The 22625-nt window shown below is 37.4% G+C and carries 24 protein-coding genes and 1 other annotated feature; of the genes, 10 read left to right on the top strand and 14 right to left on the bottom strand.

Translation table 11 applies throughout. The features are described from left to right. Positions 1 to 173: 173 nt before the first annotated feature. The 5 genes from M1D66_RS04250 to M1D66_RS04230 all read right to left on the bottom strand — a co-directional run bounded on the left by M1D66_RS04250 (position 174) and on the right by M1D66_RS04230 (position 5957). Positions 174 to 371, bottom strand: a complete 198-nt coding sequence (locus M1D66_RS04250; protein ID WP_000091639.1) for an alpha/beta-type small acid-soluble spore protein — start codon at positions 369 to 371, stop codon at positions 174 to 176. Between the two features lie 80 nt (positions 372 to 451). Then, positions 452 to 1666 (bottom strand): tRNA uracil 4-sulfurtransferase ThiI, encoded by a 1215-nt coding sequence (gene thiI, locus M1D66_RS04245; protein WP_242555013.1) that lies wholly within the window; start codon positions 1664 to 1666, stop codon positions 452 to 454. A gap of 7 nt (positions 1667 to 1673) precedes the next feature. Then, on the bottom strand, positions 1674 to 2816 hold the full coding sequence (locus M1D66_RS04240) for a cysteine desulfurase family protein (RefSeq protein WP_000638992.1): 1143 nt from the start codon (positions 2814 to 2816) through the stop codon (positions 1674 to 1676). Between the two features lie 378 nt (positions 2817 to 3194). Then, complete coding sequence (ezrA, locus tag M1D66_RS04235; RefSeq protein ID WP_000377303.1) at positions 3195 to 4907, bottom strand: septation ring formation regulator EzrA; 1713 nt, start codon at positions 4905 to 4907, stop codon at positions 3195 to 3197. 207 nt (positions 4908 to 5114) lie between these two features. After that, positions 5115 to 5957, bottom strand: a complete 843-nt coding sequence (locus M1D66_RS04230) for a LysR family transcriptional regulator (RefSeq protein WP_242555012.1) — start codon at positions 5955 to 5957, stop codon at positions 5115 to 5117. A 124-nt stretch (positions 5958 to 6081) separates the two neighbouring features. On the opposite strand from M1D66_RS04230, the gene M1D66_RS04225 reads away from it, so the two are divergent. Beyond that, on the top strand, positions 6082 to 7026 hold the full coding sequence (locus M1D66_RS04225) for a DMT family transporter (RefSeq protein ID WP_061457762.1): 945 nt from the start codon (positions 6082 to 6084) through the stop codon (positions 7024 to 7026). 11 nt (positions 7027 to 7037) lie between these two features. Here M1D66_RS04225 and refZ read toward each other — a convergent pair whose 3' ends face one another. Next, positions 7038 to 7676 (bottom strand): forespore capture DNA-binding protein RefZ, encoded by a 639-nt coding sequence (refZ, locus tag M1D66_RS04220; protein WP_000814918.1) that lies wholly within the window; start codon positions 7674 to 7676, stop codon positions 7038 to 7040. Between the two features lie 147 nt (positions 7677 to 7823). On the opposite strand from refZ, the gene M1D66_RS04215 reads away from it, so the two are divergent. Then, positions 7824 to 8303, top strand: a complete 480-nt coding sequence (locus M1D66_RS04215) for a GAF domain-containing protein (RefSeq protein ID WP_000494340.1) — start codon at positions 7824 to 7826, stop codon at positions 8301 to 8303. A gap of 62 nt (positions 8304 to 8365) precedes the next feature. Here M1D66_RS04215 and megL read toward each other — a convergent pair whose 3' ends face one another. Beyond that, a complete protein-coding gene (gene megL, locus M1D66_RS04210) occupies positions 8366 to 9541 on the bottom strand; it encodes a methionine gamma-lyase (RefSeq protein WP_000726563.1) in 1176 nt (391 codons plus the stop codon). A 399-nt stretch (positions 9542 to 9940) separates the two neighbouring features. Here megL and rpsD point away from each other — a divergent pair, with 399 nt between their 5' ends. The 3 genes from rpsD to M1D66_RS04195 all read left to right on the top strand — a co-directional run bounded on the left by rpsD (position 9941) and on the right by M1D66_RS04195 (position 11942). After that, on the top strand, positions 9941 to 10543 hold the full coding sequence (gene rpsD, locus M1D66_RS04205; protein ID WP_000135317.1) for a 30S ribosomal protein S4: 603 nt from the start codon (positions 9941 to 9943) through the stop codon (positions 10541 to 10543). Positions 10544 to 11123: 580 nt separating this feature from the next. Next, positions 11124 to 11435, top strand: coding sequence for a hypothetical protein (locus tag M1D66_RS04200; protein ID WP_049106949.1), 312 nt, complete (start codon positions 11124 to 11126; stop codon positions 11433 to 11435). Positions 11436 to 11459: 24 nt separating this feature from the next. Beyond that, the gene (locus M1D66_RS04195; protein ID WP_000823777.1) at positions 11460 to 11942 is read left to right on the top strand and encodes a hypothetical protein; all 483 of its coding nucleotides are present in this window, start codon (positions 11460 to 11462) and stop codon (positions 11940 to 11942) included. 559 nt (positions 11943 to 12501) lie between these two features. On the opposite strand, the gene M1D66_RS04190 is transcribed toward M1D66_RS04195, so the two are convergent. Beyond that, positions 12502 to 12630 (bottom strand): hypothetical protein, encoded by a 129-nt coding sequence (locus M1D66_RS04190; RefSeq protein WP_000050939.1) that lies wholly within the window; start codon positions 12628 to 12630, stop codon positions 12502 to 12504. 150 nt (positions 12631 to 12780) lie between these two features. On the opposite strand from M1D66_RS04190, the gene M1D66_RS04185 reads away from it, so the two are divergent. Continuing rightward, complete coding sequence (locus tag M1D66_RS04185; RefSeq protein ID WP_000154632.1) at positions 12781 to 13083, top strand: YjdJ family protein; 303 nt, start codon at positions 12781 to 12783, stop codon at positions 13081 to 13083. Positions 13084 to 13162: 79 nt separating this feature from the next. Here M1D66_RS04185 and tyrS read toward each other — a convergent pair whose 3' ends face one another. The 6 genes from tyrS to acsA all read right to left on the bottom strand — a co-directional run bounded on the left by tyrS (position 13163) and on the right by acsA (position 18433). Continuing rightward, entirely contained in the window at positions 13163 to 14419 is a 1257-nt protein-coding gene (gene tyrS / locus M1D66_RS04180) for a tyrosine--tRNA ligase (protein ID WP_000512092.1), read from the bottom strand. Positions 14420 to 14489: 70 nt separating this feature from the next. Next, positions 14490 to 14718: a binding site (T-box leader), on the bottom strand. A gap of 77 nt (positions 14719 to 14795) precedes the next feature. Further along, entirely contained in the window at positions 14796 to 15041 is a 246-nt protein-coding gene (locus M1D66_RS04175) for a hypothetical protein (protein ID WP_001293778.1), read from the bottom strand. Continuing rightward, positions 15022 to 15567, bottom strand: a complete 546-nt coding sequence (locus M1D66_RS04170) for an RNA polymerase sigma factor (RefSeq protein WP_000057201.1) — start codon at positions 15565 to 15567, stop codon at positions 15022 to 15024. The genes M1D66_RS04175 and M1D66_RS04170 overlap by 20 nt, the downstream gene beginning before the upstream one ends. Beyond that, a complete protein-coding gene (locus M1D66_RS04165) occupies positions 15548 to 16003 on the bottom strand; it encodes a hypothetical protein (RefSeq protein ID WP_000066457.1) in 456 nt (151 codons plus the stop codon). Before M1D66_RS04165 ends, M1D66_RS04170 begins: the two co-directional genes overlap by 20 nt. A 66-nt stretch (positions 16004 to 16069) precedes the next feature. Beyond that, complete coding sequence (locus M1D66_RS04160; RefSeq protein ID WP_002026426.1) at positions 16070 to 16630, bottom strand: maltose acetyltransferase domain-containing protein; 561 nt, start codon at positions 16628 to 16630, stop codon at positions 16070 to 16072. Between the two features lie 84 nt (positions 16631 to 16714). Continuing rightward, positions 16715 to 18433, bottom strand: a complete 1719-nt coding sequence (gene acsA, locus M1D66_RS04155) for an acetate--CoA ligase (RefSeq protein WP_000862049.1) — start codon at positions 18431 to 18433, stop codon at positions 16715 to 16717. A 176-nt stretch (positions 18434 to 18609) separates the two neighbouring features. On the opposite strand from acsA, the gene acuA reads away from it, so the two are divergent. The 4 genes from acuA (at position 18610) to tnpB (ending at position 22530) form a co-directional block, all read left to right on the top strand. Next, positions 18610 to 19242: an acetoin utilization protein acetyltransferase AcuA gene (gene acuA, locus M1D66_RS04150; RefSeq protein ID WP_000581388.1), complete on the top strand. Its 633-nt coding sequence runs from the start codon at positions 18610 to 18612 to the stop codon at positions 19240 to 19242. Positions 19243 to 19259: 17 nt separating this feature from the next. Further along, positions 19260 to 19904, top strand: a complete 645-nt coding sequence (locus M1D66_RS04145) for an acetoin utilization AcuB family protein (protein ID WP_000634583.1) — start codon at positions 19260 to 19262, stop codon at positions 19902 to 19904. Then, positions 19901 to 21067, top strand: a complete 1167-nt coding sequence (acuC, locus tag M1D66_RS04140; protein ID WP_000092826.1) for an acetoin utilization protein AcuC — start codon at positions 19901 to 19903, stop codon at positions 21065 to 21067. The genes M1D66_RS04145 and acuC overlap by 4 nt, the downstream gene beginning before the upstream one ends. Positions 21068 to 21411: 344 nt before the next feature. Then, positions 21412 to 22530, top strand: coding sequence for an IS200/IS605 family element RNA-guided endonuclease TnpB (tnpB, locus tag M1D66_RS04135; protein WP_086386078.1), 1119 nt, complete (start codon positions 21412 to 21414; stop codon positions 22528 to 22530). The last annotated feature ends 95 nt before the right edge of the window (positions 22531 to 22625 follow it).

Below are 22625 nucleotides of genomic sequence, written 5' to 3'. Positions count from 1 at the left end.
CCTCCTTTATATAATAAAGAATTTTCTGTTAATTTTGAACCCTCTTCTTTTGACAAATTTTTCAGTTCTGTCGAATTAGTAAACGAAATTACATCGACTTACCGACAAATAGCGACACAACACAAAAAAAGAAAGAGCGGGAGAACCCGCTCTTTCTAAGCCATCATATGGGATTATTTTTGGAAACCGCCTAATTGTTGCTCAGCTAGTGAAACTAGACGTTTAGTGATTTCACCACCAACAGAACCGTTAGCGCGAGCTGTTGCATCAGCTCCAAGTTGAACACCAAACTCTTGAGCGATTTCGTATTTCATTTGGTCTAATGCTGATTCAGCACCAGGAACCGCTAATTTATTTGTGCTACGTGACATGTTATATCACCTCCTTGTGAGTATAGAGTGTGATAAATAACATGACTTCATACACGTTTTAGATATGGTAATTTATGGTTTTAGAAAAGTTCTTCAAATTTTTCTTCTTCCGCCACTACTTCTACCGTTTGTAATACCATTGTTTCTTTGTTCGCTACAGCTTCATCGATTAATGGTGTGAAATCGTATTTCGCTTCAAAACGATTTGCTTTTTCACGTTTCGGCTTCGTCGCTGGGCTTGCTGGTGTGAATACAGTACAGCAATCTTCATATGGACGAATTGAAATATCATACGTGCCGATTTCTTCAGCGATTTTAATAATCTCTAATTTATCCATCATAATAAGCGGACGAATAACTGGATAGTTTGTTACTTCGTTAATCGTATGCATACTATCTAACGTTTGGCTTGCTACTTGTCCAAGACTTTCACCAGTCGTAATTGCAAGTGCGTTACGCTCCTCAGCAATACGTTCTGTAATACGCATCATCATACGGCGCATAACCGTCATTGAATAGCTAGATGGGATTTCTTTATTAATCGTTTTTTGCACTTCTGTAAACGGAACAAGGTGAAGCGTTACTCGTTTACAATACTTCGTTAACTCTTGCGCTAAATCGATTACTTTTTGTTTTGCACGCTCACTTGTGAAAGGTGGACTATGGAAGTGAACTGCTTCCACAGATACGCCGCGTTTCATCGTTAAGTAAGCTGCTACTGGGCTATCAATACCACCAGAAAGAAGTACCATTACTTTTCCGCCAACGCCAACTGGTAAACCACCAGCTCCCATACGCTCATCGCACATGATATAGCTATAGCCACTGCGGATCTCTACGCGTACATTTACATCTGGATTATGAACATCTACTGTAATATCTTCTGTGTTTTCTAGAATGTGTCCGCCAATCTCAGGTAATAATTCCATCGTTCTCATTGGGAAATGCTTATAAGAACGGTGTACAGTAATTTTAAATGTTTTCACATCACCTTTTACTTGTAAGAAAGCTGCTAATGCACCTTCTTTAATGTCTTCTAATTCTGATGGTACTTTCATCGCTAAGTTAAACTTATGAATACCAAATACATCCTTCAATCTTTCAGAGACTGCTTCATGATCTTCACCATTTAACTGGATGTACATACGATCGTGTGTTGCATCGATTTTAATATTTGGGAATTTTTTCAGTTTGAACTTCACGTTATCTTTTAATGTGCTTACAAACTTAGAACGGTTCTTACCTTTTGTCGTCATTTCTCCGTAACGCACTAAAATATATTCATATTTCAACATAATTTCTTTACCTCATCACTTCATATAATTTTGGCATCGTCTCTTTTACAATACCTTCAAATTGTTTTACTTCTTCCATTGTGTTTTCTGGTGCCAAACTAATACGAATAGCGCTTGCAGCTGCTGCATGCGGCACTCCCATTGACACTAACACTCTGCTCACTTCATTTGCTTTTGAAGAACAAGCAGATTTCGTTGACACATATACACCGTGTTCTTCTAAAGCATGAACGACTACTTCTGGTTTTAAACCAACAAATGATACATTTAAAATGTGCGGTGCTGCATATGCAAGCGACGTGTTAATCGTTACATCTTCCATCTCTTTAAAGAAACGAACAAGCTCTGCTTGTAAACTTTGCAAATGAGCTACCTTTTCTTTCACTTGTTCCATTGTCATGCGAAGTGCTTTCACCATCGCTACAATGCCAGGTAAATTCTCTGTACCAGAGCGATACTTAAGCTCTTGTTGACCACCTGATAAAATCGGATCTAATCTTACGCCATCGCGTACATAAAGAAGACCCGTTCCTTTTACACTGTGGAATTTATGTCCAGATATTGAGCAAAGATCAATATGAGACGCATATAAATCAAGCGGTACTTTCCCTATCCCTTGTACATGATCTACATGGAATCTTATTTTCGGATGATTCGATAATAACGTTCCAATTTCAGCAACGGGCTGAATTGCTCCAGTTTCGTTGTTCACATGAATAATTGACACAAGAATCGTATCTTCACGAAGTGCTCGTTTCACATCTTCTACCGACACAACACCATGCTCGTTAACCGGTAAATATGTTACATCAAACCCGAGTTCTTCTAATTGCTTATATGCCTCAAACACAGACGCGTGTTCAATATTTGTTGTAATGATATGTTTGCCACGCGAACGATTCCTCATCGCTATCCCTTTAATCGCAAGGTTATTCCCTTCCGTTCCACCTGATGTAAAAATAATTTCAGAAGGTTTAACACGAAGAAGCTGCGCTGCAATCGTTCTTGATTGTGTTAATAGACGCTCTGCCTCTCCTCCAAGCGAATGAATAGAAGAAGGATTACCAAAATATTTCCCAGCAACCGTCACGTACGATTGAAGAGCTTCTGGATATGGCTTCGTCGTCGCACTATTATCAAAATAGATCATCGTTCTTCCCCTTTCAGCGCTATCACATCGTATAATCATATCATAAATACGTGTCATTACGCTAAGACTACGCAAAGGTTCCATTTTATCTCGATTGGTGAAGGCTAATAATTGTCGAGGATGCCCTCCTATTACAGTTTCACTTTATCCCGCATGAACGGGCAATAAGACTCTCACCTCAAAATCCAGTTAGAGCAAAGAAGTTAGGTAGGAGTCGGGCTGTCCGTAAATGCCCGATTGGTGAAGGCTAGTAATCAATGGGGATGAATCCTCCAACTGATTACAGTTTCACTTTATTTTGAAACGAATAACCTTGCTGTATTCCGCTATTCATTATAGCAACATCGTCTGCAAAATTACACAAAAAAACAAACCCTTTTATGAAAGGGTTTGTTCATTGTCTACATATTCAGCTATTTTTTGAACAACGCCAGGTTCAAGTTGCTCTAATACTGAAGCCGCTTGTTCTAAAGCTGCATCGTATTGGTATTCACGGAATAATTTCTCAGCATAATTTAAACTTTCTGCTAGGTTTTCATCATGACTACGGTAACGGTTACCGTACTGAATTAATTTTTCCACTAAATATGCTTGTCCAATTAACTCTTCTGTCATTTCAGCCACACCGTTCACAGTTGTGTATGCTTCTTCTAAACTGCTATTTACAGCGTTCATATTTAACGGCTTCACTTCTAATTGTTCATATACAGCTTGCATTGCCATTTGCCCTCTTTTTAAATCTTCCATAATACTCTCTGGAAGACCTGGCAAATTCGACTTTTGCATAAAGCGTTTCGTTTCGAAAATAGTATTTCGCATTTCTTGTAACTTCTCACGTGCTTCAAATTCTTCTTTGCGCATCGCTTGCAGCATTTCTTTATATTCTGCATGAAGTACTTTTAACGTTTCACATTGCTCATAAACCTCTTCTAGTTCCTCACGAATAATAGAGAAGGCAATATCTTGTTCTGCAACGCGTAATTGTAGCATTTCAAAACGTTTCGTTAAAATGTGCATTTGCTTTTCAATTACTTTTTGAGACTCAATGTCTTTATCTTGTAACTGATAGCTTTGTTTCACAAGTTGTGTTTCTGTTTTCGTTTCAATCGTTTCGATACGCATTTCTTCTAAGTCATCGTAAACAGAAAGTGTTTTTTGCTCCACATAATGTCTCGCATGTACTTCTTGTTCCAATTGATCGTAGAAGCCATCTAAACGTGTTTTTAAATTTTCTACTTTTTCAGCCGCTTCTGTTATATGAAGCTCCTGTATATCCATTAAACATGTTTGTAGTTGTTTCGTCATATCGCGAACTTCTTTAGGGACTTCCAAATAATCTAATACATAACCTTGTCTTACCATATCATTATGTCCGTGTAATAAATCTTCCAGCTGAACTGGTAACGTCGCTTGACACTCTACCAATAAATCTGGAATTTGGTGAATAATGATTTCTAAATCTGCTAAACCTTCTTCCAAACTAATAACAATTTCTCTCGCTTTTAAATAGTCGCCATTGTTTGTTGCTTCTTCAAAGGTTTTAAATTTCTCAGATTCAGCGTCTAGCATCTCTTCGATTTTCTGCTCTGCTGCTCCATACATATGTCTATGAGCAAGAACACTCTTTTTCATACTACGATATGTATCACGTAACCCTTCAATTTCCGAGCTATTTTTCTCATGGCTTTCTAACAATTGCTGTAATTCATTTAAAATGTCAGTAATACGATTATCAGCGTCATCTAAACCACTTATGGATTCGTTCATCGCATGCTTTGCTTTTCGGAAGGAGAATTGCGAGGCGAATTTTCGCGCTTGCGCTAAATCTTTGTCAGCTTTCGGAAGGGTTGTTGATACAATTTCATCCCATTCTTCACGCCATTTACCAAACAGTTCTTCTGTTTGACCCGTCATGTTTAAATCTTTTACCCGTTTTAGTTCATCTGCCACAGGTTTATCTTTTATCTCTTGTTTCCACTGCTCCAGTGCTTCAATATCTTTATATGAACGATTTCTTATCACAAGCTCTATCATGAGCAGCACTAGAATAGAGCTTACTACAATGATAACGATCGTCAGGATAGAATCCATGCAAAAAAGCCTCCTAGTTATATCTCTTTTTTTGTCCGTTCCGTTTATGAAATGGAAGGCATTATGTATAAAAAGGGAATTCCCCTATATTTAACAACTAACAATGTACTAATCATACCATGTAATGGTTTGTTTTTGACCTAGTTTTTTTTAAAATTTCATGTTTCTTTCAATGTGATTGTAATCTTTCTCAATATTCCGCCTACCTCACTCCCTATCCTCAAATGATTGTAATAACAAACAATCTTTCGTATGGGATACGAAATAAATTTTCCGCATGAGTGGTGGTTCAACAGAAATTACATGTACATTTCCTTGCCTTACAGACTGCTCTACTGCCCTTTCTGGAAGTAACGTGATACCAAGGCCAGCTTTTACCATCGCAAGCATCGGTTCTGCGTAAGATGTTTCCACAGCTATAGTTGGTTTTACACCTATTTCATGAAACATGTTCATAATCATTTTCCTTACATCACATATTTCTGGATATACAATTAATTTTTCATTGTGCAGCTCTTCTATTTGAATGACTATCTTCTCTTTGTACGGATGATTATTTGAAACGGCACAAACAATTTTCTCTTGTTGCACTTCTTTTATATACGTAGCACCTCCTACTACTGAATCGATGAACATCGCGTCAATCTCCCGCGCTTTAAATAAATCTCTTAATACTTCCGTATGCCCGATTTGCCATTCCACTTCGAACTCATCACCTAATATATCTTTACATTCTGATATGTAATGCTCCGCTAAACTCGGTAGTATACCAATTGAAAACTTCCGGTTCTCTTGATACCCCCTCATTTCTGTTTTCACTTCATTTATTTGCTCCAAAATCGGTAACATTCTTTTTATAAATAACTCTCCTGCCTCCGTTAACTCTACTCCTTGCGCAGAACGTTTAAGTAAAGTAACCTCTAAATCCGCTTCTAACTTTTGAATTTGTTTACTAAGCGCTGGTTGTGATATATGTAAAATCTTACTTGCCTTTGATAAACTTCGCGTATGCTTCACTTCAATAAACGATCGTACTGCCTCCAAATCCATCGTACACACCTCTAACAAAAAGTTATAACCGTTATAAGAAATCGATATTTCCTCCTATAAACAATTACTCTTTATACTTATTTCATCAACTTACTATAACGAAATGTAAAGGGGAAAGATACTCTTGAACAAAAAACAAATGCTACTCGGATCCTTTCTATGCTTACTCGCCGTCACTGCCTGGGGATTTATGTTTCCTGTAATGGCAAGTGCTCTGCAATTTATCGATCCATTCTTCTTCACAACGCTTCGCTATGGATCAGCAGCTATTATTTTTCTTATTTTGCTATTAATTACTGAAGGAAAGACTTCACTCCGCTTAGAAAAAAGAACACTTTCTCTATTCTTTTACGGGACAGTCGGTTTCGCGGGGTATGGTTTTCTCGTTTTCTACGGACAGCAACTTGCCGGACCTTCCGGAGCAATCCATGCAGCTATGATTCAATCCCTTATGCCACTGATTGCCTTATCACTGCAATGGATAACCCAAAATCGCCGCCCACAAAACTATACATTCCTTTGTATGTTCGTTGCATTACTTGGCGTTATGCTTGTCATTTCAAAAGGAAATATTGAATTACTATTTGGAGCTGCAAGCCACTTATCAACAAATATATTGATGCTATGCGGCGTTACTTGCTGGGTCATTTATACAAACGGGGGTGCTCGTTTTCAATCTTGGTCACCACTTAGGTACACGACATTAACTTGTTTATTTGGCTCCATTTCACTCATCGTTATTGTTACTTTCTTAACGTACACAAATATAGTTACTATGCCGTCACTGCGTACAGTTGTGAGCGTTCGTTTTGAGCTCTTTTATATGTCGATTATCGCAGGCGTTATCGCTGTATTTTGCTGGAATATGGGAAATCGCTATATTTCATCTATTAACGGCATATTATTTATGAATTTAGTTCCTATCCTTGCACTGATCGGTTCTATCTTTCGAGGTTATACAGTCGATAAAATTGAAATCGCTGGAGCTGCATTAACAATTATCGCGCTATTATGTAACAATTTATGGCAAAGAAAAGTAAACATAAAAATCCCCACCTCAGTTCGTTAGGTGGGGATTCTTCACATATGAACAGCTCTTGGCCATTCATGGTACATATTCGCCTTACATAATGCTTGTTCCATCCATTGCTCAATCTCTTTCGTGTACATTTCTATGAAAAATGTCTCAGACGGGAAAGAATGCAGTACTTCTGATATATATTGTGGATATAAAAACGGCATATTTATCATACCTTTTAATTGCGTCATAAACATTGTAAATGATACTTTCTGAAATTCTTTTTTCATTTGTCCTTGTCTAATCATTTGTTCTATATAATATCTTTCTTTAGAAAAATAAACGGTCATCACTTCACGAATTAATGTCGTATCAAGCGAAAGCTCTCGGTAGAAGAAACGTGTTAGTTCTCTATTTTCAAATTGATATCGTAAAATCCCGCGCACCATTTGCACCATCACATCTTTAGCCGACAAATACTCTCTCTGTTCAAACGACATTTCAATCACATGAATATATCCTTCTAAAAAATCAGTAATAAGCTGTTCTAATAAACCTTGCTTCCCAGCAAAATAATATGAAATATTCGCTACATTCACATCCGCTCGCTTTGCAATGTCTCGCACCGATGTTCCATCATACCCTTTCGTATTAAACAACGATATTGCCGCATCAATTACTTTTTGTTTCGTCTGCTTCATGCGCTCACTTCCCCTCACTGAACAGCTATAGTTTAAATTTCTTGACTTTTAAGACAAATTCCTTTAATTTTCTATCGACAAAGTCATGTGAAATACATCGTATTTTGCTAATATTTTACACATCTCGATAAAAAAGGAGCTGTTTCCATGTTTACTAAAGAAAGTTATGCAGGGTCTCGCGTGCAGCAATATGAGACAGTAATTAAACAACTGGATGCGTTATTAACTGGCGAATCAAACGTAGTCGCAAACTTATCAAATGCTTCCGCATTATTAAACCAATTTTTAGATCGCGTTAATTGGGTTGGCTTTTACGTAACAGAAGGAAATCAGCTTGTCCTTGGACCGTTCCAAGGAATGCCTGCTTGCGTACGCATTCCATTTGGACGAGGCGTTTGCGGCGTAGCAGCTGAAACGAAAACAACGCAGCTTGTAGCGGACGTTCACCAATTCCCAGGTCACATCGCTTGCGATAGTGCTTCTAATTCAGAAATCGTTGTACCGATTGTGAAAGAAGGAGCTGTCATTGGTGTACTTGACATTGATAGTCCTGAAAAGAATCGTTTTGATGAAGTAGATCAGCGCTATTTAGAAAAGTTTGTGGAAACACTCCTAAAACATATGTAAAAAGAAAAGAGCGAGTTATCGATTTAGTACGCCCTTTACAAAACCGATAGCTCACTCTTTTTTCATTGATTTACAGTAGATATTTTCTTTAATGCCTGCTCTAAATCAGAAACGATATCCTCCCACGATTCTAAACCGACTGATAAGCGTATTAAATTATCGAAAATGCCCATTTCTTTTCTTAGTTCAGCTGGAATCGCAGCGTGCGTCATCGTTGCTGGATGCTGAATTAACGTTTCTGTATCTCCTAAACTCACCGCAATTGTAATAAAGTGAAGATCATTAATAAACGCTTGCGTCTCTTCTTTTCCGCCTTTTACTGAAAAAGAAATAACACCGCCCCCGCGTTTCATTTGACGAGATGCTAACTCCCCTTCTGGATACCAAACACCTTCTACCGCATCATGTTTTCTTAGGAACGATACAATTTTTTCTGCATTATCACAATGACGATCCATTCTTACTGCTAACGTCTTTAACCCGCGTAATAATAACCACGCATCAAACGGTGCCATAATACCGCCGATATCCTTTCGCATCGGGCGAATCTTTTCAGCTAATGCTTTCGTTTTACAAATTGTTACGCCTGCTACAACGTCACCGTGACCACCAATATATTTTGTCGCACTATGCACAACAGCGTCACAGCCAAGATCAAGCGGTCTTTGTAAATAAGGTGAACAAAATGTATTATCAACAATAACAAGTAAGCCATTTCGCTTTGCAACCCGAATCACTTGTTTTAAATCAATTAATTTCATTGTCGGATTAATCGGTGTTTCAACGAAAATAAGCTTTGTATTTGGGCGAATTTTATTTTCAATATCAACCTCTGTCTCCATATCACAAAACGAATGCGTAATCATAAATTTTTCTTCTAACACTTCTAAAAAACCGTACGTGCATCCGTATAATCCATTTGAACAAATAATATGATCTCCAGCCTTTAAAAAACCGATTAAAGTCGCTGAAATAGCTGCCATACCAGATCCGAAGGCAAGTGCCTCTTCTCCTCCTTCTAACACCGCCATACGTTCTTCAAATAATTTCACAGTTGGATTTCCAAGCCGTGAGTAAATATAAGATGGATCCACTCCCGCAAAACTCGCCTCTCCTCGCTGCGCATTCTCGAATGTAAATGTAGAAGTTTGAAATAAAGGTGGTGTTAAACTTCCTTTATGTTCCTCAGGTGTATAACCGTGATGAATTAACGCTGTCTCCATATGCTTCTTTTTCATAAAAACATCCCCCTTATGTTTTTATTGCCGCATATTCATCCATAAAAATTTGATGAACGTTTTCCTTCATTTTATGTAAGCGTTTTATTTGTGTTTCTATCTCTTCTTCTATATTGTTTTAAATTCCTTCTTATATTAATTTCCAAAATTTTTATGCATAAAACAAAAACGTACTCGCTTGACGAAACTCTGGGTAAAAGATATAATAGCGTTTGTGTAAAATAAAAAGGCAGCCTTGTAATGTGAGTTTATCGTTTGTATTTTGTTCCTCTACGGAGGTGTATCTCGTAACTCCCTGCTGCTGGAGCGAAGGTACATGAAAACAAAATGCCCGTAAATATCGATTACGTCTGTTTTTATTTTACGTAAATAAAAACATTTTTAAAGGAGGAGTCAACTATGGCTCGTTATACAGGTCCAGCTTGGAAACTGTCTCGTCGTCTTGGAATCTCTCTAAGCGGCACAGGAAAAGAATTAGAAAAACGCCCTTACGCACCAGGTCCTCACGGTCCTAACCAACGTAAGAAACTTTCAGAATACGGTTTACAATTACAAGAGAAACAAAAACTTCGTCACATGTACGGCATGACTGAGCGTCAATTCCGTCGCACATTTGACCAAGCAGGTAAAATGCCTGGTAAGCACGGCGAAAACTTCATGATCCTTCTTGAAGCTCGTCTTGACAACTTAGTTTACCGTATGGGCTTAGCTCGCACTCGTCGTGCAGCTCGCCAATTAGTAAACCACGGTCACATCATGGTTGATGGCGCTCGCGTAGATATCCCATCTTACCGTGTAAAACCTGGTCAAACTATCAGCGTTCGCGAAAAATCTAACAGCCTTGTTGTTGTTAAAGAAGCGATCGAAGTTAACAACTTCGTACCAGAATACTTAACTTTCGATGCTGACAAATTAGAAGCTACTTACACTCGTCACGCTGAGCGTTCTGAGTTACCAGCTGAAATCAACGAAGCATTAATCGTAGAGTTCTACTCTCGTTAATCTCGGTACTCTGAAAAGAGTCGTATTAAAAGCCTTAGGAACCTTGTTTATCAAGGGGCCTGGGCTTTTTTTATTGAATATAGCCGATTATATGTATAGAAACAGACTAATGTAATAAAATAAAAAAGAACTGCAAGTCTATAGTTAATAAAACTTAACCCTCTCTCTAGAATTTCATTTGTTTTTTATCCACATTAATAAAAACCTCTCCCTTCTTCTAACACTTAAAAACACTACATTCTATCCCATAACTCATTTTTCTTTGCTATACTCTCCTTTTCTTAACATTATTTTTACAACGTATTTATTTGCACATAATCTATATCTTCCCTTTTCTATTTACATTCAACCTTAAAAACCCCTTCATTACCAGATCATCCGAATGAGATTAAAAAACTTAATGGACGAGTACCTCTTTAATCGTTAAATCATCAGAATATTACGTTTACAATCCCCCTCTTAAATTGGTATTATTTTCTTGTAAGGGGAGGGAAAGTTCATGTCTTTAAATATGTATCTCGGTGAAGTACAAACTAAAGCAGAGGGTTTTGCAAAGGAAATGTAAAAAGTAACTCTGATTATGGAAAAGGATAAAACTTTACTAACAAACCAAGAAAAAGTAAAAGCGCAACTTGAAAAGGTGTATGCGGAGTCTAAGAAATTACAAGACATTAAACCGCCTAAACAATACGAAAACTTGCAAATGGAATTGAAAAAGTCTTTAATTCTTTATGAGAAGTCAAGGGATAAGATATTAGAATCGGTAGACGAAATAAGTGAGACTAAGGCAGACATTGGTACAAAGAGTCTAAATGAAGCAATGGGGATGTTTGGTAAAGCAATAGACGATATTCGAGCATTAGACGAACAAAGTGTAAGTGAAGTAGAATAATAAATACTAAAGGGGTATGAGAAAATGAAACGTAAACTATTAACTTTAGCGATTCCAATGTTGTTAATAACAGGGGTAGGTTGTGAGTCAAACGATAAAAAGAAAGACGAAGTAATGGAAGCTTCTGTTAAAGAAAACAAGAAAGAAGACTATAATAAGAATGCAACATACTTACTTAAAGATTACACTGAACAAACGGAAGAAATAAAAGACCTTGTAGATAGCAGAAAATCTAATAAGAAGAAGGCTGAAAAGTTAAAAGAGTTATCGAAACCTTATTTCGAATTAATTGATAAGATTGATAAACTAGATTATAAGTTAGCTGAAGACAATAAAACACCGATAAACATAAGTAAAGCAATGTTATTCTCGAAATCAGGGGTAGAAAACATGCAGACAGGTTTAGAAGAGGATGATAAAGATACAATTGAATTCGCTAAAAAGGATTTAGACGAAGCTTCTGAGTTAGTAGACAAAGCAACAAAAGAACTAAGTAAAAAGAAATAACACAAAGGGGTATATGTCAATGAAACGTAAACTATTAACTTCAGCTATGCCTGTTATGTTGTTAGCAGGTTGTACAACAGAGGCATATGGACTTACACAGTCAGAGTTACGAAAAGTGGACAAAGAATATTAATCAAATAAACTAACAATAAATTAGAAGGTCTTTTCATGAGTTGTGGCTTTTATTATGTAATACTTACAGAGTTTCATAGACATTTCACCCCCCTTCATTTTTAAAAAAATAGTGCAACTATTGATGTGCCCCTACGCTACCTACCCTCCCCAGAGGACAAACTTTTTTTGACAGGGGGGACTTAATATTAAAAAGATTAAATCAAAAAAACAGCCTTTGAGATGCCTCACTATGTTCCATACAAATCCTCCTGTTTATAACGTTTTATTTTTATCAATTTATCAGTTCATATTAATTATACTTGTTTCTTCTACAAACCCTCTATTAAATAGCTCACTTACTAAATTTGAATCCTATGCATACAAAAAAGCTACCGAAGACACCAAAACAGTTACTTCGAGTAGCTTTTATTTATATATATTAAAATTATTTATTTTCCTCTTTTTGAATATATACATAAGCATCTTTCTGCTCTTTATGTACATCCATCTTCGAATTCTCTGCAAGTTGACCCGCGTTTAGCAAAGAAAAAATAATCAACGCTTCTAGTGACATTTCGTTTTACCACTCCTTTCTAATTGTTATACGTTTATCATACCGCTTACATGTGATTTCCGTATGAACTCGAAAAGGAGATTACAACAAAAAGGTTACAGGAATATGAATGCACGCTATAATAACCATTAAATAGGAGGTTGATTCGTTTTGACAATAAATCAAATGGTTCAGTTGGGTAGTGCATGTATGTTGTTTATTACTTCCGCACTTATTAATTGGTATCAGGGAAGTAATTTAATAGATGATCCTGATGAATGGAAATATAGTGCCAAGTTTACGAATTACTTTAAAGGCACCGTTTCAAATTACGAAGATATTTATCAAATCGATTTCTTTATATATGCGGCAAAATTTTATCCAACAGCATTTATTGTTATGCTTATTAGCTTACTTTATATGCTCGTATTAATTCTTCATATTCTATTTACAAGATCTCGTGAGGCAATCTAAATTTATACATAAAAAACCCCGAATCATAGAATTTTCAGCCTACAATTCGGGGTACTATTTGTTTTATATTCGTTTCTGATTAGTAACGAATTAAGAAATATTTCTTTTTACCGCGGCGAATGATTGTGAATTTACCTTCGATGCGGTCGTTTTCTGTTACAACGTAGTCTAATGCTTGTGTACGCTCACCGTTTACGTAGATTGCGCCATTCGTTACATCTTCACGTGCTTGACGTTTTGATGGAGAGATTTTGCTTTCTACAAGTAAGTCGATTAATACTGTATCTTCTGCAGTACGTTCTACAGATGGTACGTCTTTGAATCCTTGTTCGATTTCGCTTGCAGTTAGTTCTGCTACAGAACCGCTAAATAATGCAGCTGAAATTTTAATCGCTTGCTCTAATGCTTCTTCGCCGTGAACAAGTTTTGTCATTTCAGAACCTAATGCCTTTTGTGCTGCACGTTTTTCTGGCGCTTCAGCTACTTGCTTTTCAAGCTCAAGAATTTCTTCATGAGATAAGAATGTGAAGTATTTTAAGTATTTTACAACATCACGGTCATCTGTGTTAATCCAGAATTGGTAGAACTCGTAAGGAGTTGTTTTCTCTGGGTCTAACCAAATTGCACCGCCTTCTGTTTTACCAAACTTCGTACCGTCAGATTTTGTAACAAGTGGAATTGTTAAACCGAATGCTTTCGCATCTTCTTCTGATTTACGGATTAATTCAAGACCAGCTGTAATGTTACCCCATTGGTCACTACCACCGATTTGCAAGCGGCAATTATGTTGTTGGTATAAGTTTAAGAAGTCGTATGATTGTAAAATCATGTAACTGAACTCAGTAAATGAAATACCAGTTTCTAAACGAGATGCTACTGTATCTTTTGCTAACATATAGTTTAAACCGAAGTTTTTACCGATATCGCGTAAGAATGAAATTACATCTAAGCTACCAAGCCAGTCGTAGTTGTTAGCCATCGTTGCTGGGTTGTCCACGTTTTCAAACTCTAAGAAGTTTGAAAGTTGGTTTTTAATGCTTTCTGTGTAGTAAGCAACTGTATCTTTCGTATTTAATGTACGCTCTGCTTTTTTACCACTTGGGTCACCGATCATACCAGTACCACCGCCAACAAGTGCGATTGGTTGGTGACCAGCTAATTGGAAACGACGTAACATTAATACTGGTAACATATGACCAATGTGTAAGCTGTCCGCTGTCGGGTCGAAACCACAGTATAATTTAACGCTTTCTTTTTCTAATAATTGCTCAAGGCCCTCAGCATCTGTTTGCTGATTAATTAGACCGCGAAATTCAAGATCTTGTAAAATACCCATATCCTACATACTCTCCTTTAAGTTCATTACTGGCGTGAAAGTTGAAAACATAAAAAAATCGCCCCTTCAAATAAGGGACGATTTTGATTATCGCGTTACCACCCTAGTTGCAGACCAAAAAAGCCTACCACCTTATTTACATAACGGCTTAGCACCGTCTTTTCCCTTTTGAATACAATTCAATCGAAAAAAGATGCTCTAGGGGCGTAATTCGCGATCATCTATGTGCTGATTTTCACCGGCCATCAGCTCTCTAAAACAGGGAAATGATCACTACTTCTCCCTTTCCACGCTCAATTATTCATATACTTTTCTTTATACCATCATTTATATAGGCATGTCAAATAGAGGTCAGGTTTCCCTTCTTGTCAATCCTTTACAACACCATAAAGAGTATCGTAATAAGAGAAAGAATTGGAACCCCAACTAATAACGATACATGAAACACAATCGATAAATCATTCCCAATGGTCGCCTCCACAGGATCTTTCGCTGGGGAACCAAGAAACCCGATTAATCGATCGAATCGACTTACCGTTTTTGGAAAGTCTGGTATTTCTACATGATCACTATCTAAATGTTGCTTTAACTTATATTCACTCTTAAAGGGATTTTCGCTCAATTTCGTCCACCTCCAGCAATTGTTTCAATTTCTTTATCCCGTTATGAAGTCTCGATTTCACCGTTCCAATCGGAATGTTTAATATCTCTGCAATTTCTTTTTGCTGCATGTCATGATAATAAGAAAGGATTAGGACCGCTCTTTGCTCTTCTGGAACTTTCAAAATTGCTTCTCTTACTGTGAGCCGATCTTCGTGAGAAAATTCTTTTTCCGGAATCGGCACTAAAAATGGCAAAAGCGTACGCCACTTTTTTCTCCTATTTAATTTATTAATCATAAGACGATAACCAATTTGAAATAAATACGTTTTTATTTTACCTTTTTCAAGTTCATACATATGTTTCTTACGCTCTAGCGTCAAAAACGTATCTTGCACAAGATCGATACTTAATTGTTCATCTCGGTTAAATCGATATAAAAATGTGTATAGCGCTGGTTTGATTAAAACATATAGTCTTTCTCCCGCTTGTTTATCTCCACTTTGATACGCAAGCATGAGCTCCTCCTCAATCCCAATCTGCGCCATGATTTTTGATCTCCTTTATTCCTTTTAACGTTAATGAAATACGGGAAATTAAATATGCAATCGCAATAAAAATCCACAATTGTGATTGATTTGTAAAAAATTGCACATATGGGTTTTGAATCGTAAATCCCATAGTAACTAAAGTATTTAACGCTTGCACACATATGCATGCATACAACGCAAGGCAGATAGAAATAGTGTCAAATACATTCCAGCGAAAATACACTTTTGTTTTTGTAAAATCAATTTTATATCCATTTTTCCGTACTATATGTTTTCTATCAAATGGAATAATGATTGAAAACATAACACCCATTATAACTCCAGCTGTAAGCATTGATACTCTATATCCAATTGGTATCGGTAAGAAAAGACCACAAGAAAATACAACTATAATTCCAATTACAGCAAAAGTAAGAAGTAATTTATTAGACATATAAAAGCCTCCCTCATCTATTCTTTCATAAATGTATACAGACGAGGAAGGCACTTCGTTCAAATATTATTTTAGTTTTTTTATAATCTTTGCAGGGTTCCCGCCAACTACTACATTATTAGGCACATCTTTCGTTACGACAGCACCAGATGCGATCACCGCATTGTCTCCAATTGTTACACCTGGATTAATAATTGCTCTTCCGCCAATCCATACGTTATCGCCAATTGTAACTGGTTTTCCGTATTCTGATCCGCTTATGCGCTCTACCGGATCAAGCGGGTGCGTTGCTGTATAAATGTGAACACCTGGAGCTAACATACAGTTCACTCCGATTGTTACTGGACATACATCTAAAATGGTACAGTCAAAGTTCGCGTAAAAATTTTCACCGACATGAATGTTATAGCCGTAATCACATCTAAAAGAAGATTCAAGATGAATATTATCTCCTGTCGTTCCGAATAATTCTTTTACGATTTCGCTACGCTCTTTCAATTGCTCTTCTGGCGTATCATTTAATTTTCTCGTTAATATACGTGCTTGCTCTCTTTCTTGTACTAAAACTGGATCAGCCGGTATGTACATTTCTCCTAGTATCATCTTTTCCTTTTCTGTTTTCATCATACTATCCCCTTTAACTTATATATATGAGTTAATGATATCATAAAAAAGAAAGGCCTGAACATTTTTCGTTCAGACCTTTCTCTCTTAATCTTCCATCGTTGATAAGTCACCTGTTGGTAAATTCAGCTCCCACGCTTTTAATACGCGGCGCATAATTTTACCACTTCTCGTTTTCGGTAATTTATCTCTAAATTCAATTTGTCGTGGCGCTGCATGAGCTGCTAGGCCTTTCTTTACAAATTGACGAATTTCTTCTTTTAATTCATCAGATGGTTCGTATCCTGCTCGAAGTGCGATAAATGCTTTAATAATTTCGCCGCGCACCGGATCAGGAATACCAATTACACCAGCTTCTGCAACAGCAGCATGCTCGATTAATTTACTTTCTACTTCAAACGGACCAACGCGCTCACCTGACGTCATAATTACATCGTCGATACGTCCTTGGAACCAGAAGTATCCATCTTCATCCATATAGGCAGAGTCACCTGATACGTACCAATCTCCCGGCATGAAATAAGATTCATATTTTTGCTGGTTATTCCAGATCCCGCGCATCATAGATGGCCAACCTTTCGCAATTGCTAAGTTACCCATTGTGTAAGGAGGCACTTCATTTCCTTCATTATCAACAATCGCTGCTTTCACACCTGGAATTGGTTTACCCATTGAACCTGGACGGATTTCCATACAAGGGTAGTTACAAATTACTTGTCCACCTGTTTCTGTCATCCACCACGTATCATGAATACGAAGTCCAAATGCATTCATACCCCAGCGAATTACTTCTGGATTTAACGGCTCACCAACGCTTAATACGTGACGAACTTGTGATAAGTCATATTTTTTAATTGCGTCTTGTCCAGCTCCCATTAACATACGGAATGCTGTTGGTGCGCTGTACCAAACCGTCACACCGTAATCTTGCAGTGCTTCATACCAAGCTTCTGGACTAAAGCGTCCACCTAAAATAACATTTGACGCTCCAACTAACCACGGTGCGAAAATACCGTAAGCTGTTCCAGTTACCCAGCCCGGGTCAGCAGTACACCAATATACATCGTCTTCTTTTAAATCTAATACCCACTTCGCCGTTTGATAGTGCTGAACCATTGCGTTTTGCGCATGAAGCACACCTTTTGGCTTACCAGTAGAACCAGACGTGTAATGTAGAATCAAACCGTCTTCACGGCCTAACCATTCAATATGTAATTCTTTTGAAGCTTGTTCAAATAACGGATTGAACGCTACCGTTTTACCGCCTTCTTCTACATTATCTCCAACAAGGAAAACTGTTTTTAAAGCCGGTAAATCATTTAATGGTACGCGCTCTAATAATTCAGGCGTTGTAATTAACACCTTTGCTTCGCTATCTTCTAAGCGATCGCGAACTGCGCCTTCCATAAATGCTTCAAATAGCGGTCCAACAATTGCTCCTAATTTCACTGCACCTAAAAGTGCGAAATATAACTCTGGAGAACGTGGCATAAAAATAAAAACGCGATCGCCTTTTTCTACATCGCCATAATTCTTAAGGACGTTTCCTGCTTTATTAGAAAAATCCTTCATTTCCTTAAATGTATATTTCTCTTTTCGCGATCCATCTTGATAATAAAGAGCTACTTTATTCTTTCGATCGGATTTCGCATGCTTATCAATTGCCTCATACGCCATATTTACTCGGCCTGTTTCATTCCAAGTAAAGTTTTTATTAACCTCTTCCCAGTTAAAATTCGCGTATGCCTCATCATAATTCGGCAAATTATTTTCTCCTTTAATGACAGGAAGCGTTTCTACTTTCATACTTTACATCCCCCTCCTATGTATTCTATTATCTATTATAATGACATTATTTAAAATTTTCAGTATATTTGTTGATTTTTAGACAAATTTTTAATGACAAATTTCGATTCACATCGCATATATTATAAAGTACGATATTAATAGATTCACAAACCCTCAAGGTGGTGAGCAATACATTGATTCATAAAAAAATATATAATGCTAGAAACTTAAAAACAGCGAAAGGCACTTTAATTATTGAAGGTCCTGTCTCTACACATAACTTAGAAATGTATGAGTTTCATCCAGACTTAATTGCGTTTCGTCCTGCCGAGCAACAATATAAAGCAATTGTCGAAATTTCTAAATTACCAGAAGCTCGTCTCATTATTGCTAGACATGACCAAACAATTGTTGGATATGTTACATACTTGTATCCTGATCCACTTGAACGATGGTCAGAAGGAAAAATGGAAAACTTAATTGAGCTTGGGGCAATTGAAGTAGTCCCAGCCTTCCGCGGGAGTTCTGTCGGAAAGAACTTACTAGAGGTTTCTATGATGGACGATTATATGGAAGATTACATTATATTGACGACTGAATATTATTGGCACTGGGATTTGAAACAAACAGGTTTGAATGTGTGGGAATACCGAAAAGTAATGGAGAAGATGATGAATGCCGGCGGGTTACAATGGATGGCTACAGACGATCCTGAAATTTGTTCACATCCTGCCAACTGTTTAATGGTCCGCATCGGTAAACGCGTTGATACGGATTCTATTCAAGCTTTTGATCGTCTACGTTTTCACAATCGTTTTATGTATTAATAAAGGGGGCAACTGGAATGATTGTAGAAGAAATTATGAATCAAAATGTAGTTACATTACATCCAAACGATACAATCGAAACAGCAATCCGAACGATACGCACGAAAGGCATTCGGCACATTCCAATTGTCGATCAAAATAATCACGTCGTAGGCATTATTTCTGATCGGGATGTAAGAGATGCAAGTCCGTCTATTCTAGATGAACAAGTTTCACTCGATATGCTACAGCAACCTCTCGAACTTATTATGAAACATCCTGTTATGACTTGCCATCCTCTCGATTTCGTTGAGGAAATTGCTACTTTATTTTTTGAAAATAAAATTGGCTGTCTTCCTGTTACAAAGGCCGGGAAGTTAGTTGGAATCATTTCTGAATCTACAGTATTACACACGTTAGTAAAATTAACAGGAGCACATCAACCAAGTTCGCAAATTGAAATTCAAGTAAAAAACGAACCTGGTATTCTTGGAAAAGTCGTTGCTATTTTTAGTGATTTACAAATAAATATCGTGAGTGTTCTCGTCTACCCAGCAAAAGACGAGAATGATAAAGTACTCGTTTTCCGCATTCAAACGATGAATCCTCTAAAAGTGATTGATGCACTTGAAGCAGAAGGCTACCGCGTATTATGGCCAAACATCATGGGGATGCAAGCATGAGTAGCGCGTTTATTTATTCGGATGACTTTCGGGGCTATTCATTTAGCCCTGATCATCCTTTTAACCAACTGCGCGTCACACTTACGTATGATTTATTACAAAAGGGCGGTTTCATCTCTCCCTCTCAAATCATCTCACCACGGATGGCTACAGATGAAGAGATCGCCTACGTTCATACAGAGGAGTACATAAATGCGGTAAAACGTGCTGGAGAAGGAAAGTTAGAAAAATCAATTGCGATGACATATGGACTCGGAACAGAAGATACACCGATGTTCCCAAATATGCACGAAGCAAGCGCATTGCTCGTTGGTGGTACGTTAACAGCTGTCGATGCTGTTCTTTCCGGAAAAGTAAAACACGCACTTAATTTGGGCGGCGGCTTACATCACGGCTTTCGCGGCAAAGCATCTGGCTTTTGTATTTATAACGACAGTTCTATCGCAATGAAATATATTCAAAAGAAATACGGTTTACGCGTCTTATATATTGATACAGATGCTCATCACGGTGATGGCGTACAGTGGTCGTTTTATGATGACCCTAACGTATGCACAATTTCATTACATGAAACTGGTCGCTATTTATTTCCTGGAACTGGCGCTGTAAATGAACGCGGACAAGGTAATGGCTATAGTTATTCTTTTAACGTTCCACTCGATGCTTTTACAGAAGATGAATCGTTCTTAAAATCATATCGAACTGTTGTAAAAGAAGTTGCAGCGTACTTTAAACCGGATATTATTTTAACGCAAAATGGTGCTGACGCACATTATTATGACCCACTTACACATCTTTGTGCGACAATGAATATTTACCGCGAAATACCGAAGCTCGCTCGTGAAATTGCTAATGAATATTGCGACGGTCGCTGGATCGCTGTCGGTGGCGGTGGCTATGATCACTGGCGCGTCGTTCCAAGAGCTTGGGCACTCATTTGGCTCGAAATGAACAACATCCAAAACATCTCAGGTTATCTCCCTCCAGAATGGATTGAAGCTTGGAAAGGACAAGCAGAAACAGAACTTCCCCTCACATGGGAAGATCCAGACAACATGTATAAACCTATCCCCCGTAAACCAGAAATTGAAGAAAAGAATGCATTAACTGTAGCGAAATCCCTTGAAATTATTCGGAATAATATGACAAAATCTTTATACTAAACGAAAAGGAGGCTCGTTTTTGAATAGCCTCCTTTTATTTATTGTCGGTTTCTGTCGGTAAGTCGATATATTTTAATAATCGCTGATATATTTTATTTCATAATTAAGTGGCCCAACTTTTATCAATTTAGCCAAGAAGACTCCTTCCTCAAGGAGCGTGAAGGACGTAGCACAGCGAGTAGGTGGGAGATGAATTGGCTTCGAACAAGAGATGGCAGGAAGTCATCTTAATTGTTCGATATATGTAAAGTGTTACCGGACAATTTGTCATAATTACTTCACTACCAATCGAATGTATGTTTGGTTTATAATAGACATATATCGAAATGGAGGTGAAACGAAGGATGATCAATAAAGCATATAAATTTCGTATCTATCCAAATAAAGCACAAGCGATCCTGATTAATAAAACGATTGGGTGTTCTCGTTTTGTATTCAATCACTTCCTATCTCTATGGGATAATGCATACAAAGAAACAGGAAAAGGTTTGACATATGGTACATGCTCTGCCAAACTTCCTGCCATGAAGAAAGAGTTTGTTTGGCTAAAAGAAGTGGATAGTATTGCTATTCAATCGTCTGTTCGCAATCTTGCGGATGCTTATACACGCTTTTTTAAAAAACAAAACAGTGCCCCGCGTTTCAAATCTAAAAAGAACAACGTACAATCTTATACCACAAAACAAACAAATGAAAACATTGCTGTTGTGGGAAACAAAATGAAATTGCCGAAACTAGGTCTTGTTCGATTTGCCAAAAGTCGTGAAGTAAAGGGACGTATTTTAAATGCTACGGTTAGACGGAACCCTTCTGGCAGATACTTTGTATCATTGTTAGTTGAAACAGAGGTGCAAGAACTTCCGAAAACACATTCTTATATTGGAATGGATGTAGGATTAAAAGATTTCGCCATTTTGTCAGATGGAACAACCTATAAAAACCCTAAATTTTTTCGCTCATTGGAAGAGAAGTTGGCAAAAGCACAACGTGTTCTTTCTAGAAGAATGAAAGGATCTTCTCGCTGGAATAAACAACGAGTAAGGGTAGCTAGAATTCATGAATGCATAGCTAATGCTAGAAAAGATTACTTGGACAAAATCTCAACTGAAATCATCAAAAACCACGATGTTATCGGTATAGAAGATTTGCAAGTATCGAATATGTTAAAAAATCATAAGTTAGCAAAAGCGATTAGTGAAGTATCTTGGTCACAATTTAGAACGTTGCTAGAATACAAGGCAAAATGGTATGGAAAACAAGTCATTCCGGTATCCAAAACATTTGCTTCAAGCCAATTATGTTCTTGTTGTGGGTATCAAAATAAAGACGTTAAGAATCTAAATCTTCGTGAATGGGATTGTCCTGCGTGCAATAGTCATCACGACAGAGATATTAACGCAAGTATCAATCTTAAAAATGAGGCTTTAAGGCTTCTAACCGTAGGGACTACGGGGATAGCCTAATGAATTAGAAGCCGCTAGGCTTCTGTACTTAGGAATCTCCCACTTCAAACAGTCCGTAAGGGCGTTAAGTGGTGAGTGGTTCAAGAGAAAAGGTC

It is taken from the genome of Bacillus sp. PK6-16 (genome assembly GCF_056530295.1).
Note: the sequence above shows the minus strand (reverse complement) of the source record. Positions and strands in the feature narration are given on the sequence as shown.

Bases quoted from the DNA above. Each gene is read 5' to 3' on its own strand.
- M1D66_RS04160 (WP_002026426.1), bottom strand. From the start codon at position 16,630: ATGATGAAAACAGAAAAGGAAAAGATGATACTAGGAGAAATGTACATA.
- acsA (WP_000862049.1), bottom strand. From the start codon at position 18,433: ATGAAAGTAGAAACGCTTCCTGTCATTAAAGGAGAAAATAATTTGCCG.
- thiI (WP_242555013.1), bottom strand. From the start codon at position 1,666: ATGTTGAAATATGAATATATTTTAGTGCGTTACGGAGAAATGACGACA.
- acuC (WP_000092826.1), top strand. From the start codon at position 19,901: ATGAGTAGCGCGTTTATTTATTCGGATGACTTTCGGGGCTATTCATTT.
- tnpB (WP_086386078.1), top strand. From the start codon at position 21,412: ATGATCAATAAAGCATATAAATTTCGTATCTATCCAAATAAAGCACAA.
- M1D66_RS04215 (WP_000494340.1), top strand. From the start codon at position 7,824: ATGTTTACTAAAGAAAGTTATGCAGGGTCTCGCGTGCAGCAATATGAG.
- M1D66_RS04250 (WP_000091639.1), bottom strand. From the start codon at position 371: ATGTCACGTAGCACAAATAAATTAGCGGTTCCTGGTGCTGAATCAGCA.
- M1D66_RS04145 (WP_000634583.1), top strand. From the start codon at position 19,260: ATGATTGTAGAAGAAATTATGAATCAAAATGTAGTTACATTACATCCA.
- tyrS (WP_000512092.1), bottom strand. From the start codon at position 14,419: ATGGGTATTTTACAAGATCTTGAATTTCGCGGTCTAATTAATCAGCAA.
- rpsD (WP_000135317.1), top strand. From the start codon at position 9,941: ATGGCTCGTTATACAGGTCCAGCTTGGAAACTGTCTCGTCGTCTTGGA.
- megL (WP_000726563.1), bottom strand. From the start codon at position 9,541: ATGAAAAAGAAGCATATGGAGACAGCGTTAATTCATCACGGTTATACA.
- M1D66_RS04240 (WP_000638992.1), bottom strand. From the start codon at position 2,816: ATGATCTATTTTGATAATAGTGCGACGACGAAGCCATATCCAGAAGCT.
- M1D66_RS04190 (WP_000050939.1), bottom strand. From the start codon at position 12,630: ATGTCACTAGAAGCGTTGATTATTTTTTCTTTGCTAAACGCGGGTCAA.
- M1D66_RS04195 (WP_000823777.1), top strand. From the start codon at position 11,460: ATGAAACGTAAACTATTAACTTTAGCGATTCCAATGTTGTTAATAACA.
- M1D66_RS04170 (WP_000057201.1), bottom strand. From the start codon at position 15,567: ATGGCGCAGATTGGGATTGAGGAGGAGCTCATGCTTGCGTATCAAAGT.
- M1D66_RS04230 (WP_242555012.1), bottom strand. From the start codon at position 5,957: ATGGATTTGGAGGCAGTACGATCGTTTATTGAAGTGAAGCATACGCGA.
- ezrA (WP_000377303.1), bottom strand. From the start codon at position 4,907: ATGGATTCTATCCTGACGATCGTTATCATTGTAGTAAGCTCTATTCTA.
- refZ (WP_000814918.1), bottom strand. From the start codon at position 7,676: ATGAAGCAGACGAAACAAAAAGTAATTGATGCGGCAATATCGTTGTTT.
- M1D66_RS04165 (WP_000066457.1), bottom strand. From the start codon at position 16,003: ATGTCTAATAAATTACTTCTTACTTTTGCTGTAATTGGAATTATAGTT.
- M1D66_RS04200 (WP_049106949.1), top strand. From the start codon at position 11,124: ATGGAAAAGGATAAAACTTTACTAACAAACCAAGAAAAAGTAAAAGCG.